Here is a 13,431-nt window from a genome sequence, read left to right as displayed (position 1 = left end):
CACCGGGGCGTGACCGTACGGCACCGCCCGTACGGACGGCTGCCGCGGCCCCGGGCCCCGCCTCTCGGGCTCTCGGTTCCGTACGGCCCTCTGGCGCACCGTTCCGGCACCGGGCAGGCTTCTCGGGTCCCCGTTCCGCGCGGGCCCCGGAGCCCGGCGGGCCGCGTGGGCCGACGAGCCGCCCGGCCCCCGTCCACCCGCCGAAGGAGAGCGATGTCCGGTCCCCGCGGTGCCCGCCGTCCCCTCGCGGCCCTCGCCATGGACCCCGACGCGGCCCGCGGCCTCATGGACGACGGCGTGCTCGCGGAGCTCGCCGAACACACCGCGCCGTCCCCGCTCCCCCTGCTCCACGACCTCGGCACCGAGCGGGCACGGCAGGCGCTGGCCGGCACCGAGCTGCTGATCACCGGCTGGGGCTGCCCGCCCCTCGACGAGGACCTGCTGGCCTCCGCTCCCCGGTTGCGCGCGGTCGCGCACACCGCCGGCAGCGTGCGGGGCCACATCACCGACGCCTGCTGGGAGCGCGGCATCGAGGTCTCCTCGGCCGCCGCCGCCAACGCCCTCCCGGTCGCGGAGTACACCGTCGCGATGATCCTGCTCAGCGGCAAGCGCGTACTGGAGACGGCCCGCGACTACGCCGCCGCCCGCGCCCGCACCGACTGGCTGCACGACCGCCCCGGCATGGGCAACTACCAGCGCACGGTGGGGATTCTCAGCGCATCGCTGATCGGGCGCCGGGTGATCGAACTGCTGCGGCCGTACGACCTGGACGTGCGGCTGTACGACCCGTACGTCACCGCCGGTGAGGCGGCCGAACTCGGCGTACGCCTGGTCGAGTTGCCCCGGCTCTTCGCGGACTGCGACGTGGTGAGCGTCCACACGCCGCTGCTGCCCGCGACGCGGGGGCTCGTCGGCCGCGAACTCATCGCCGCCATGCGGCAGGACGCCACCCTCGTCAACACCTCGCGGGGCGCGGTACTCGACCAGGACGCCCTCACCGCTGCCGTGCTCGCGGGCCGCATCCGGGCCGTGCTGGACGTCACCGAGCCGGAGGTGCTGCCGCGCGAACACCCGCTGTGGGACTGCGAGAACGCCTTCATCACCCCGCACATCGCCGGTTCCCTCGGCAACGAGCTGCGGCGGCTCGCGGACCTGACCGTCTCCGAAGTCGCCCGCTGGGCGGGCGGGGAGGGCTTCGCCCATCCCGTACGACGCGAAAGGCTGGCGTTCCTCGCATGACCCGGACCGACGGCGGCACCGGCCCCCGCGCCACCGCACCGCTACGACCGCCCGGACCTCCCGGGTCGCTCGAACTGCCGCCGGAAGACAGGGAGTTGAGCCCATTCACCGGCTGGACCCGCGGCCACTGGGAGGCCACGGCCGACGGTCTGCTCACCGCCGCATGGCGCTTCGCCACCCCCCGTGGCGCGATGCTCGACCTTCCGGGCCGGCCCTCCCGTACCGGGGTTCGCTCCGACGGACTGGAGGGCTACGCGCGCACATTCCTCGCGGCGGCCTTCCGCGTCGCCGGCGCACGCGGCGCGGACCCGCACGGCCTGCTGCAGCGGTACGGGGAGGGGCTGACCGCGGGCACGCGCACGCCCGGCAGGGAGGACACGGAGTCGTGGCCGCAGATCCTCGACCACACGGTGTACGGCCAGCCGATGGTGGAGTCGGCGTCCGTGGCTCTGGCCTTGCGGCTGACACGTCCCTGGCTGTGGGACCGGCTCGAACCCGGCGTGCAGGACCGTGCCGAGGAATGGCTGCGCGGCGCGCTGCGCCATGTGCCGGCACCCAACAACTGGTATCTCTTCCCGCTGACCGTCGCCGGTTTCCTGGAGTCGGCCGGACGCGGCGATGCCGAGACGGGACGGGCCGTCGAGCGCGGACTGGAACTGCTGGAGAGCTGGTACAGGGGCGAGGGCTGGTACTCGGACGGTGACGGCCGCGCCTTCGACCACTACAACGGCTGGGCCCTGCACCTGTATCCGCTGCTGCACGCTCATCTCGCCCAGGACACAGGGCAGTCGGCGCGACTCGGCGCCCGGCTGCGTACCCATCTTGAGAGCTTCGGGCTGCTCTTCGACGCCAACGGCGCGCCCCTCCACTTCGGCCGGTCCCTCACGTACCGCTTCGCCGCGAACGCCGCCGTCGCCCTCGGCGCGCTGACGGGCCACACGCCCCTCGCGCCCGGCGTCTCCAGGCGGCTGCTGAGCGGATCCGTGCGCTACTTCCTCGACCGCGGCGCGCTCAGCCGGGACGGCCTGCTGACGCTGGGCTGGCACGGCCCGCACGAGGCGACACTGCAGGACTACTCGGGCCCGGCATCCCCGTACTGGGCGTCCAAGGGGCTGCTGCCGCTGCTCGTACCGGAGGACGACCCGCTGTGGACGGCGCGCGAGGAGGCCGCCCCCAGCGAGGGCCCGGCACGTGCCGTCGCGCTGCCCGCGGCGGGGCTGCTGATCCAGACGAGCGGTGACGGCCGGGTGCGGCTGCACAACCACGGCAGCGATCACGTGCCGCCGCACGAGGGCGAGAGCGCACGGACCGCCGACCCGCTGTACGCGCGGCTTGCCTACTCCTCCCGTACGGGCCCGACGGCGAGCGGCAACGTGCCCGACAACCACTTCTCCGTCCAGGTCCGCGGCCCGAACGGCACCCCGGTGAGCAGCGTCCGTGTACGCATCCACCCGCTGGGCGCCGAGGCGGACCCGGGCGGCGGCTCGGGCTGGGCCGCGTCCTGGCACACCCCCGTCTTCCCCGCCGGCGGCCCGATGGTGCCGGGGCTGCGCGTGCAGAGTCTCACGTATGCACGGGGCGGCCTCGAACTGCGCGTGCACCGCGTGCTGGGTGCGCCCCCGGGTGCCCGCGTACGGCTGACCGGCTGGGCGACGTCCGGCCGGGAATCGTTGCCGGGCGATCCGGCGCTCCACGGCCCGCACGGCCTGCCCCGTCCGGAGGACCTGCACGGCCTGTACGGCCTGTACGGCTGGGACGAGGACGCCCCGGCCACGCTGCGCGCCCCGCAGGGCACCGCCTTCACCCGCTGGGCCCTGGTCCCCGCCCTCGGCGGCGACGCGGAGGGCACCGCCCTCTTCGTCGCGCTCGCCACGCTCCCGCTCACAACCGGCGACGACGGCGGCGCTGCCCCGCCCGGGGTCCCGCTCCACGAATCCGCCCGGCTCCTCAGCGCCGACGGCTCCTCCGCCGCCATCCGCTGGCAGGCGGACGGCTGCGTCACCCGCCTCGCCTTCGCCGCCGACACGGTCGAGGTGACCACGTCCAACGAGTCCGTGCCGTAGCGCCAGGGCCCGTACGAACGCGGAGCTCGGCCAGGTCCGCTCGGGCGGGGTGGCGGCGCTGACGTCCGTGCGGACGCCGGTGTGGTCCGGCGGCCCGGCGTGCGTGGTGGCCGTGGGCTGCTGACGCCGGGGGTCCAGTGCTGTGGCCGGAAAGGTTCACCGGCTCGCGACGCCCGGCAAATCGGCCACGGCACTAGCTTCCTGAAGCACCGCCCTGGCCGTCGTCACGCCGGGGTGCGTCCGTCCAGCGGGGGTCGTTGTCCCACGCCTCGTTCTTCCGGTGGACGGTCTCGATCGCGCGGGATGCCTCGGCATGCGTGCCGTAGGGGCCCAGCCGGTTCTTCGCCGGGCACTCCGGACCCTCCTCGACCTTGGAATGCTTGATGCAGTAGTACCACTCGCCCGGCTTGCCGGGCGCATTGCGCTTGAAGAGAGCCATACGGTCATGCTCCCCCCTTAGCCCAGTCCCTACCACAGTTAGACTCGCGCACATGTCTGGCCAGTCATTGCTCTCCCCTGGTGAACTCTCCCCGCACCGCGCCGTACCCGCCCCCATCCCGCGCCCCGAGTACGTCGGCAAGGACGCTCCCACCCCGTACACCGGGCCCGAGACGCAGGACGGCGAGACCATCGAGAAGATGCGCAGGGCCGGCCGCATCGCCGCACGCGCCATGGAGGAGGCCGCCCGGCACATCGCCCCGGGCGTCACCACGGACAAGCTCGACGAAGTCGCCCACGCCTATATGTGCGACCACGGCGCCTACCCGTCCACGCTCGGCTACCGGAAGTTCCCCAAGTCGCTGTGCACCTCGGTCAACGAGGTCGTCTGCCACGGCATCCCCGACTCCACCGTCCTGCGCGACGGCGACATCGTGAACCTCGACGTGACCGCCTACATCGACGGTGTGCACGGCGACAACAACGCCACCTACCTCTGCGGAGACGTCGAGGAGGAGTCCAGGCTGCTCGTCGAGCGCACACGCGAAGCGCTCAACCGCGCCATCAAGGCCGTACGCCCGGGCCGGCAGATCAACATCATCGGCCGTGTCATCGAGTCCTACGCCAAGCGCTTCGGCTACGGGGTGGTGCGCGACTTCACCGGCCACGGCATCAACACCTCGTTCCACTCCGGCCTGATCATCCCGCACTACGACGACGAGCGTGCGACCACGGTGATGAAGCCCGGGATGACCTTCACCATCGAGCCGATGCTGACGCTGGGCACGTACGAGTGGGACATGTGGGAGGACGGCTGGACGGTCGTCACCAAGGACCGCCGCCGCACGGCGCAGTTCGAGCACACCCTCGCGGTCACGGACTCCGGCGCCGACATCCTCACGCTGCCGTGAGCACCTGACCACGCTCCGGGGGTTTTCCCGACAGGCTGTCGGTAAAGAATGCCGTCATGACCTCACGGCTGTCCGCGCACCTCCCCTTCTCCACCCTGATCCGTGACGCCACGAAGGCGCAGCACACTCAGGCGGAGAACTCGGCGTTCATGAGCGACATGCTCGGCGGCAGGCTCGGGAGGGCGGCGTTCACGCGCTACACCGAGCAGTTGTGGTTCGTCTACCGCGCCCTTGAGGAGGCCGCGGTCAAGCTGGACGACGACCCGGTCGCGGGTCCGTTCGTACGGCGCGAGCTCTTCCGCCTGCCCTCCCTCGAACGCGACCTCGACCATCTGCACGGCACATCCGCCTGGCGCGGCACCGTCGCACCGCTCGCCGCGACGGAGAGCTACACGGGCCGCATCGCCGAGGTGGCGCGGGACTGGCCGGGCGGCTACGTGGCCCACCACTACACCCGCTACCTGGGCGACCTCTCCGGCGGTCAGGTCGTACGTGGGACCGCCGAGAAGAACTGGGGCTTCGCACACAAAGGCGACGGGGTCCGGTTCTATGTCTTCGAGGACATCCCGAACCCCGCCGCCTTCAAGAGGGGGTACCGCGAACTGCTCGACTCGGTACCGGCCGACGACGAGGAGAAGTGGCGCATCGTCGGCGAGTGCGGGCGCGCCTTCACGCTGAACACGGCCGTCTTCGAGGAGCTCGGAGCCCCTGCTCCGGCCGGCCGCTGAGGCGCCGCGCGAACACGCGGCGCGTCACGTCAGCAGCGCGCCCGCACCGTCAGCCCATCGCCTTCTGGGCCTTCGCGCTGTTGGTCAGCGGCGAGGGGTAGCGGTCCTTGCACAGCTTCACGTGACCGACGTTGTGCACGTAACGCGCGCTGATCCAGTAGTTGCTGTCCCGCAGCTTGTACCAGTAGGGGTTCCCATCGATGAGCTGGGCACGGATCTTGCAGTCCAGGCCGCGCTTGGCGCCGTACGGGAGGACGTACTTCACCGAGGAGTCCGTGCTCGGGTACTGACGGACGTTCAGGCCCGAGCGGGCGGTGACGATGCCGTACGGCTTCTTCGGCCAGGCGGCGTCGGAGACGGTGGGGGACGACGCCTGGGCGGGGACGGTGGACGCCGACGCCTGAGCGGCGCTCGCTCCCAGGAGCGAACCGCCCATGAGGAGGGCGGAGGCCGTGGCGGCGATCCGTACACGACGAGCAGTAGTGGCAGCCATGCAGCTGCCTCCTTTCCGTAAGCCGTGAGCGGGTGGGGCCTCCAGGACTCGTCCGGGAAGGACGCATCCTGCGACGGAATGCCACACGCCGTATCACGGGGATACTGGGACGTTCTGCCCGATTTTATGCAGGTCCGTGACGGTCTATTCGCTTTCACACGCGCGATCCGCCGGTTGTGTTCACCAGTGCGGACACATGGGCCGCGCGCCCTCGCGCCCCTGGGGACGGTCCGTGAACTCTCCTGCGTTCACCGCAGTTGACCGATTGCGGTACCGAACCTCCCTGGGGGCTACACCAGGCCCCCCTGAGATCCACCACGGCGGCCGCGCATGATTGCATACGGGCGCCCGGCTCTCAGAGACGAACGCCTTGGGCGGGGCGATAAGGTGCTATACCGCAAGCGGGGCGGGGAGGACACGACGATGAATGCGCGAAATGCGCGGCGTACACGGCTGCTCGCGTCGGCGACGGCCACGGTGGTGCTGTCGGTGGCGCTGTCGGGATGTGTGACGGTGCACGGCGAGACCGCGGTGATCCCCGCGGTCTCCAAGCCCGACGCGAAAAAGATCCTCAAGGAGTTCAACACCACCAGCAACAAGGCGAACACCTCCCACGACCCCGGGCTGAACTCCACGATCGAGACCGGTGCGCTCGGCGCGATAGACGAGGCGGGTCTCAAGTCGCGCAAGAAGCTCGCTCCGAAGGGCAACCCCGGCTACAAGCCGCTGAAGCTGTCGGACGCGCGGTTCCTGATTCCCAAGCAGGCCGGCTGGCCCAAGTTCTTCGTCGCCAATGCGCGAAGCAACCGTACGCAGGACGGGCGCTGGCTCCTGGTCTTCCAGCGTGACGACGCCAAGTCCGACTGGCGGGCCTCCTATCTCGCGGTGCTTCAGGACTCCGAGATACCGCGGTTCGCCATCGGCAAGCGCGGCTACGCGAAGGCCGTGCCGGGCGGGCCAGGCTCCCGGCTGGCCGTGGCGCCGGACGAGTTGAGCGACGCGTACGTGAGCTATCTCCGCGAGGGCGGCGGCGACTTCGCCCCGGGTGAGCACACCAGCAAGCGGCGCGATCAGCGCAAGGGGTCGGCCAACAGGCCTGGCAAGCGCACGGAGTTCGCGGACGTGCCGGCCAAGGCGCCGCAGTACGCGCCGTTCGGGCTGCGCACCGAGGACGGCGGCGCGCTCGTTTTCTTCGCCTCGCAGCACCACACCAAGGAGACCTACGCGAAGGGCTACAAGCCCCCGGTGAAGGACCCGCTGGTGAAGGCGCTGATGACGGGCGATCCCCAGCAGTCGGTGACGTATGTGCGGGTCTCCGAACAGGCCGTCTCGGTGCCCGCGAAGAAGGACGGCGGGGAGATCGAGTTCCTCAACCGGATCGACGGGCTGACGTCGGTCAAGGGCGAGTGAACTGCGGCGGGCGCGGGCCCGCGGCAGCTGCTGCCGGCTGCCCGGCGACCCGTCACTTCACCGCCGTCTCCCCGGCGCCCGCGCCCGTCGTCAGCGCGCCGGCCAGGCCGCGGTGTCCTCGCCCGCATGCGCCGCGCACGCGTCGGTGAGGGCCTCCAGCAGCGTCAGCGGCTCGGGCAGCGAGTCCGTACCGGCAGCGGCCGCGGCCGTACCGCCGCCGGTCTCCGGCGGACGCACCCAGCGCACCTCGGCGCGCTGACCCGTCCCGGGCAGCGTCGCGGGCGGCACGAGCACGTAGCTGCCGCGGCAGTGCCAGCGCAGGCCCGGGTGTTCGTCCATCGTCTCGGGGTGGCAGTCCAGTTCGCACGGCCACCACTCGTCCTCGTCGTCGGGTGTGCCGCGGGTGGCGGTGAAGAAGAGCATCCGGTCGCCGCCGGAGAGCGCCACCGGGCCGACCGGCACGTCCTGCGACTCCAGCCGCTCCAGCGCCGCCCAGCCGGCCTCGGCGGGTACGTCGAGCACGTCGTGGTCCCGCCCCGTGGCGGCCACGAAGTTCGCCTGCGGCTGGCTTTCGGCCCAGCGCTCGATCTGTGCCGGGTCGGTGGTGGCCTGCGTCTGCCATCCGAACGAGAGCGGGTGGCGCCCGGGGGTGGGGCAGCCGATCCGTACGCAGGAGCAGCCGTATCCCGAGGGGTGCGCGGCGGGCGCGAGAGGGAAGCCCGCCGCGGCGGCGGTCAGCAGCAGTTCCGTACGAGCGCGGGCGGCGTCGGCCTGTGCGACGGCGCTCCTGGAGCGTGCCGTCCTCGCCCCGGGGCCGCTCCGTGCGAAGTGACGCAGCCACCGGTCGAACCTGCTCTCGCGTTCCATCTATCGCCTCACTCCGCAACTCCCGCGACCACAACCGTGGATCTCCGAGGGTACGCAGCACCGAGCACGCTCCGGGCCGAATCCCGGGATCACGGCTGACCCGTCGTCATCCGGGGCGGAATCCCGCCGCCCGCCGGTCCGGGACGGCAAGGGCGCGTGCGCCGTGCCAGGACACCCGTCTGCCGCACGACGGGCTCTCCGGGCGGCACGTTCCGCAACGCGCGCTTAGCTTGAGCTTCATGGTCATGATCACGGTCAGGGCCGTACGGGCCGTCAGAACCGTAGGGGCGTTCCTCCTTCCGCTGCTCGTCCTCGCTCCCGTGGTGCTCGTACCGGGCTGTGCCGCCGCGCCCGCGCGCATGCGGGCCCCCGACGGGCCCCGCGCCGCCGGGCTCCCCGGTACGGTCTACGCCGCGCACCGCGGCGGCGCCCTGGAGGCGCCGGAGAACAGCATGGCCGGGCTGCTGTCCGCCTACCGGCGCCGCTCGGCGGACGTGCTCGACGTGGACGTACGGACGCTGCGCGACGGAACGCTCGTCGCGATGCACGACCGCACCCTGAACCGCACGACGGATCACGCGGGCCCGGTCGCCGGGCTGACGCTGCGCCAGTGGCACCGCGTGCGGCTGCGGCCCGCCGGCGGGCTGCCGGGCGCCTGGCCCCCGGAGCACCCGCCGACGGCGGAAGCGGTACTCGGCCGCTTCGGGGGGCGCATCGTGCTGAACGTCGAAGTCAAGGACGGCGGCGGACTGAAGCGGCTGGCGCGGATGATCCGCGAGCGGGGACTGACCGACTCGGTGTACGTGCAGTCCAACAAGCTGCCGCTGGCGGCGAAGGCACACCGGATGGGGCTGCTGACCTCGGTGTGGCGGTCGGTGAGCCAGGCCCGTACGGACCGCCCGGAGCGCTGGCGGGGCACGGTCGACGTGCTCAGCGTCGACCACCGCGCACGGGACTCCGACATCCGCAGGGCGGTGCGGTCGGGCGTTCCGCGCGTGTGGTCGCACACGGTCAACAGGCCTGCCGCCCGTGACCGGGTGCTGCGGCTGGGATGCGACGGGGTGCTGACGGACGCGCCGCGGCTGATGGCCCGTACACCCCGGCGGGAGGCCGAGCCGGACGGCGAGGGGGACGGCCGGAGCCACGCACAGGGGGACAAGGCGGACGCCGCGGACGGCGGAGGCGGCCCGTGAGCGAACTTTCCGTTCACATCGCGGCGAAGAGAGCCCCGCACAGCGCACCATGGGCGCAGCACAGTGCGCGTCGACCCCGTAAGGAGCCTTCGTTGTACGGACCCGGCTACACCCCCCGCCGCTTCCTCATGTGCCCACCGGCACACTTCCGCGTGACGTACTCCATCAACCCCTGGATGGATCCCGGCAAGCCCGTGGACATCCCGCTGGCGCTCGCCCAGTGGGAGGAGCTGCGGGACCGTTACCGCTCGCTCGGCCACACCGTCGAGGAGCTCGAACCGGTCCCGGGGCTGCCCGACATGGTGTACGCGGCCAACGGCGCGACCGTCGTCGACGGCCGCGTGCTCGGCGCGCGATTCGCCCACCGCGAGCGTGCGGAAGAGGCGGCGGCGCATCTGTCCTGGTACCGGTCCAACGGCTTTACGGACGTGCACGAGCCGGAGCACATCAACGAGGGCGAGGGCGACTTCGCCGTGACCGACACGTGGCTGCTGGCCGGGCGGGGCTTCCGCAGCAGTCCGCTCTCGCACGGCGAGGTGCAGGAGTTCTTCGGACGCCCCGTGATCGGTCTCGACCTGGTCGACCCGCGCTACTACCACCTGGACACGGCGCTGTGCGTGCTGGGCGGTGACGAAGTCATGTACTACCCGCCCGCGTTCTCGCCGGGCAGCCGGGCCGTGCTGGCGCGGCTCTTCCCGGACGCGGTCATCGCGTCCGGGCCGGACGCCGAGGCCCTCGGCCTGAACGCCGTCAGCGACGGCCATCACGTGATGCTGCCGCAGGGGGCCGTGGGTCTGCTCGAACCGCTGCGGCAGCGGGGCTACGAACCCGTGCCCGTCGACCTGACGGAGCTGCTGAAAGGCGGCGGCAGCGTGAAGTGCGTGACGGCCGAACTGCGTCCGGCCGCCTGAGCCGGCGTCAGGCCGGCGTCAGGCCGGCGGCAAGCCGGCCCCTGGCCCGCCCTCGGGCCCGGCCAGGGCTTCGCGGCCCACGGGCTGTCTGCCCGTGGGCCGCACGTCACCCCCGCCGACTCGGAGTCCGGTTCTTCCCGTTCCCCGTGCTCCACCAGGCTTCTGTCCCCGGGGCAGCGACGGGCGCCCTCGTAACGAAGAGCAGCTCGGTGCCGCCCCGCGCAGGACGACTGCCGGCGACTCGCCGCGGTGGCTGACGCCGATGGGGAGGGTGACCGGACGCGCCTCCCCGTGCGCGCCGGCCCGTACGGCGAGACAGCCGAAGACCGGCGTCACCGCCGCCAGGCTGCCCACGGCGGCCAGTGCGCTCGTCAGCCCTGAGCTCGTCAGCCCTTCGGGTCGAGGCGGGTGCTGGTGTCTCCGCCGGGGGCCGGGTCCGGGGGCCAGGCGTCGCCCCACTTCGCGTCGCGGGCCTGCCGGTAGCCGGCACCGTGCCGCTTGGTGACCGTCGCCGGGCGCAGCCCTTCGGCGGCGGTGCACAGCTCCAGCAGCACCTGGCCCTTGCGCTTCTGCGGCCGCCGCACGATGCGGCCGTCGGCCGGGTCGCCGGCGAGGCCGGAGCGGACGGCCGCCACATAGCTGAACTTCTCGTCCTCGTACGGCAGTGAGCCGCCCTTGACCTGCCGGTGCAGCGAGGAGCGGTTCACCCGCGCGGCGAAGTGGCACCAGTCCTCGCCGGGGACCATCGGGCACGGTGCACTGTGCGGACAGGGCGCGAGGACGCGCAGCCCGGCCGCGACGAGCTGGTCGCGTGCGGCGATGACCCGGGCGTAGCCGCCGGGAGTTCCGGGCTCGGTGACCACCACTGCGTGGCCGGCGCGGGCCGCCGCATCGATCACCGTGAGCCGGTCCGGTTCGGGCAGTTCGCCCAGTACGTACGAGACGGTGACGAGGTCGGCGGCGGGCAGCCCGGCGTCACCGGGCCCGGCGTCACCCGGCCGGCCACCGGTGTCCTGCGCGGTCAGCGAACGGTGCCGCCACTCGGCAGCGCGCAGCGCGTCCGCGCCGGAGGTGCCCGCGAGTTCACGTCCGAGGTCGAGGGCGGGCCGGGACCGGTCGAGCACGGTGGTGCTGCGCGCTCCGCCCTCCGGGCCGGCGGCCGCCGCACCGTCCCAGACCTCCGCGGCGGCCCACACGGCGGCGCCCGTACCACCGCCGACGTCCAGGTGGCTGCCGGGGCGCCAGTCGCCCGCGCGTACGGCGAAGGCCTCCAGCGCCGAGGCGACCGCGGCGAAGGTGGCGGGCATCCGGTACGCGGCGTAGGCCACGACGTCCGAGCGGTCGCGGAGCACGGGGGCGGCGGCCTCGCCGGCTCCCCGGTAGCCGGTCATCAGCCGCTCCACGGCGCCGGCCGCCGCACGCGGCGGCAGCCCGTCGACGAGCGCGGCGAGAGCGCGGCGCAGTTCCTCCTCGATCACCACGGCAGTCTAGAACCCGACTCGGCTCACGATTCGGGGCTGAGAGCACGCACAACGCGTTGACCTGCGCAAGCACTTCGAAGCGTTGAGGGATTTACGCACTGGCCGGACGGCGATCAGGGTTCCGCGGTGGCGTACATGCGGACCGTGCGTACCTGCGGACCGTGAAGACCTCGTCGGGGGCGAGGTTGACGCATGCCGATATGGGCATACGATGAAGCCATGGCACGAGCAGCGACGACGTCGGACGTCTTCAACGCGATCGCCGAGCCGCAGCGCCGGGAGATCCTGGGGCTGTTGCGGGCGGGTGAGCGGCCGGTGACCGAGTTGGCCCGGGAGCTGGGGATGACCCAGCCGCGCGCGTCCAAACACCTGCGGGTGCTCCGGGAGGTCCGGCTGGTGCGGGACCGCAAGGCAGGCAAGCAGCGCCTGTACGGCCTTGACGCCCGCGGGCTGCGGCCGGTCCACGAGTGGACCGGCGGGTTCGAGCGGTTCTGGAACGAGAGCTTCGACCGGCTGGACGCGTACGTGCAGGACCTGAAGCAGGGAAGGCAGGAGGGCTAGCTGATGAGCGCGACGGGACGAGAGCGCCGGGCGCAGTCCGCGTCGTCCGACCGGGAGATCGTCATCTCCCGGGTCATCGACGCCCCACGGGAGCTGGTGTTCGAGGCGTTCACCGAGGTCCGGCACCTGTCGCAGTGGTGGGGACCGGAGGGGTTCACCACGACCACGCAGTCGTTCGAGTTCCGCGTCGGCGGGGAGTGGGACTTCGTGATGCACGGACCGGACGGGACGGACTACGCCGAGTGGATCTCCTGGACCGAGATCGCTCCGCCGGAGCGGATCGCGCTGCTGCACGGTGAGTCCCGCGGCGACCCGAACGCCTTCGAGTCGGTCCTGACGTTCGAGCCCGACGGTGCGGCGACCCGGATCGAGATGCGCACGGTGTTCCCCACCAAGGAGCTGCGCGACGAGGCGGTCGAGAAGTACCACGCGATCGAGGGTGGCCGGCAGACCCTGAGCAACCTGGCTGCCTACGTCACCGAGATCGTTCGGAAGGGAGCCGAGGGCTGATGGCCGGGATGGTGTTCTTCAGCGTGTCGATGTCGCTGGACGGTTTCATCGCGCCCGAGTCCCCCGAGGACTTGATGGGGCAGCAGTGGATGGAACTGCAGCAGTGGATCTTCCCGCAGCGGTTCTTGCGGGAGAACCTGAAGCTCGGCGAGGGCGGCGAGGAAGGGCGCGACAACGACATCGTGCGGGAGACGTTCGAGCGCACCGGCGCGAGCGTGATGGGCAAGCGCATGTTCGACGCCGGCGAGCAGGCGTGGCCGGAGGAGGCGCCTTTCCACACGCCGGTCTTCGTCGTGACGCACGAGACGCGTGACCCGTGGGAGCGGCCGGGCGGCACGACCTTCCACTTCGTCAACGACGGCATCGAGGCCGCGCTCGACCGGGCCCGCGAGGCCGCCGGCGAGCGGGACGTCCGCATCGCGGGCGGCGGCGCGACGATCCTGGAGTACGTGAACGCCGGCCTGATCGACGAGTTCTCGATCGCGCTGTCGCCCGTGCTGTTCGGCTCCGGGATCCGCCTGTTCGAGGGCGTGGACGCGGGCCGCGTGGCCCTGGAACCGGTCCGCGCGGAGCCCTCCCCGAGGGTGACGCACCTGACCTACGCCGTCCGGGAGCGGTAGGCCCAC

At 72.3% G+C, this 13,431-nt stretch carries 14 protein-coding genes; 10 read left to right on the top strand and 4 right to left on the bottom strand.

What is annotated here, in order from left to right; all coding sequences use genetic code 11:
* Positions 1 to 213: 213 nt before the first annotated feature.
* On the top strand, positions 214 to 1,239 hold the full coding sequence (locus tag ACSMXX_RS24235) for a hydroxyacid dehydrogenase (protein WP_473180805.1): 1,026 nt from the start codon (positions 214 to 216) through the stop codon (positions 1,237 to 1,239).
* On the top strand, positions 1,236 to 3,302 hold the full coding sequence (locus ACSMXX_RS24230) for a DUF2264 domain-containing protein (RefSeq protein ID WP_473180804.1): 2,067 nt from the start codon (positions 1,236 to 1,238) through the stop codon (positions 3,300 to 3,302). Before ACSMXX_RS24235 ends, ACSMXX_RS24230 begins: the two co-directional genes overlap by 4 nt.
* Before the next feature lie 193 nt (positions 3,303 to 3,495).
* On the opposite strand, the gene ACSMXX_RS24225 is transcribed toward ACSMXX_RS24230, so the two are convergent.
* On the bottom strand, positions 3,496 to 3,741 hold the full coding sequence (locus ACSMXX_RS24225) for a hypothetical protein (protein WP_473180803.1): 246 nt from the start codon (positions 3,739 to 3,741) through the stop codon (positions 3,496 to 3,498).
* Between the two features lie 52 nt (positions 3,742 to 3,793).
* Here ACSMXX_RS24225 and map point away from each other — a divergent pair, with 52 nt between their 5' ends.
* Both map and ACSMXX_RS24215 read left to right on the top strand, forming a co-directional pair.
* Positions 3,794 to 4,651, top strand: a complete 858-nt coding sequence (map, locus tag ACSMXX_RS24220) for a type I methionyl aminopeptidase (protein WP_473180802.1) — start codon at positions 3,794 to 3,796, stop codon at positions 4,649 to 4,651.
* 56 nt (positions 4,652 to 4,707) lie between these two features.
* Positions 4,708 to 5,379: a biliverdin-producing heme oxygenase gene (locus ACSMXX_RS24215; RefSeq protein ID WP_473180801.1), complete on the top strand. Its 672-nt coding sequence runs from the start codon at positions 4,708 to 4,710 to the stop codon at positions 5,377 to 5,379.
* A 49-nt stretch (positions 5,380 to 5,428) separates the two neighbouring features.
* Here ACSMXX_RS24215 and ACSMXX_RS24210 read toward each other — a convergent pair whose 3' ends face one another.
* Complete coding sequence (locus ACSMXX_RS24210; RefSeq protein WP_473180800.1) at positions 5,429 to 5,872, bottom strand: SH3 domain-containing protein; 444 nt, start codon at positions 5,870 to 5,872, stop codon at positions 5,429 to 5,431.
* A gap of 423 nt (positions 5,873 to 6,295) precedes the next feature.
* Between ACSMXX_RS24210 and ACSMXX_RS24205 the strand changes: the two genes are divergently transcribed.
* A complete protein-coding gene (locus tag ACSMXX_RS24205; protein ID WP_473180799.1) occupies positions 6,296 to 7,282 on the top strand; it encodes an SCO2278 family lipoprotein in 987 nt (328 codons plus the stop codon).
* Between the two features lie 90 nt (positions 7,283 to 7,372).
* Here the strand turns inward: ACSMXX_RS24205 and ACSMXX_RS24200 are convergent, their stop codons facing one another.
* Positions 7,373 to 8,149 carry a bifunctional DNA primase/polymerase gene (locus ACSMXX_RS24200; RefSeq protein WP_473180798.1) on the bottom strand — a complete coding sequence of 259 codons (777 nt, stop codon included), beginning with the start codon at positions 8,147 to 8,149 and terminating at the stop codon, positions 7,373 to 7,375.
* A 245-nt stretch (positions 8,150 to 8,394) separates the two neighbouring features.
* Between ACSMXX_RS24200 and ACSMXX_RS24195 the strand changes: the two genes are divergently transcribed.
* Positions 8,395 to 9,342 carry a glycerophosphodiester phosphodiesterase gene (locus ACSMXX_RS24195; protein ID WP_473184939.1) on the top strand — a complete coding sequence of 316 codons (948 nt, stop codon included), beginning with the start codon at positions 8,395 to 8,397 and terminating at the stop codon, positions 9,340 to 9,342.
* Between the two features lie 92 nt (positions 9,343 to 9,434).
* Positions 9,435 to 10,253, top strand: a complete 819-nt coding sequence (gene ddaH / locus ACSMXX_RS24190; protein WP_473180797.1) for a dimethylargininase — start codon at positions 9,435 to 9,437, stop codon at positions 10,251 to 10,253.
* Between the two features lie 386 nt (positions 10,254 to 10,639).
* On the opposite strand, the gene ACSMXX_RS24185 is transcribed toward ddaH, so the two are convergent.
* Positions 10,640 to 11,731: a small ribosomal subunit Rsm22 family protein gene (locus ACSMXX_RS24185; RefSeq protein ID WP_473180796.1), complete on the bottom strand. Its 1,092-nt coding sequence runs from the start codon at positions 11,729 to 11,731 to the stop codon at positions 10,640 to 10,642.
* A 222-nt stretch (positions 11,732 to 11,953) separates the two neighbouring features.
* On the opposite strand from ACSMXX_RS24185, the gene ACSMXX_RS24180 reads away from it, so the two are divergent.
* Genes ACSMXX_RS24180 through ACSMXX_RS24170 form a run of 3 tightly spaced genes read left to right on the top strand, consistent with a single transcriptional unit; the run spans position 11,954 to position 13,425 of the window.
* Entirely contained in the window at positions 11,954 to 12,295 is a 342-nt protein-coding gene (locus tag ACSMXX_RS24180) for an ArsR/SmtB family transcription factor (protein ID WP_473180795.1), read from the top strand.
* Between the two features lie 3 nt (positions 12,296 to 12,298).
* A complete protein-coding gene (locus ACSMXX_RS24175) occupies positions 12,299 to 12,805 on the top strand; it encodes an SRPBCC family protein (protein ID WP_473180794.1) in 507 nt (168 codons plus the stop codon).
* Positions 12,805 to 13,425 carry a dihydrofolate reductase family protein gene (locus tag ACSMXX_RS24170; RefSeq protein WP_473180793.1) on the top strand — a complete coding sequence of 207 codons (621 nt, stop codon included), beginning with the start codon at positions 12,805 to 12,807 and terminating at the stop codon, positions 13,423 to 13,425. Before ACSMXX_RS24175 ends, ACSMXX_RS24170 begins: the two co-directional genes overlap by 1 nt.
* Positions 13,426 to 13,431 lie beyond the last annotated feature (6 nt).

The organism is Streptomyces sp. DSM 116795 (assembly GCF_055792905.1).
The sequence above is the reverse complement of the archived record's forward strand: the minus strand, read 5'-3'. Positions and strand labels throughout refer to the sequence as shown.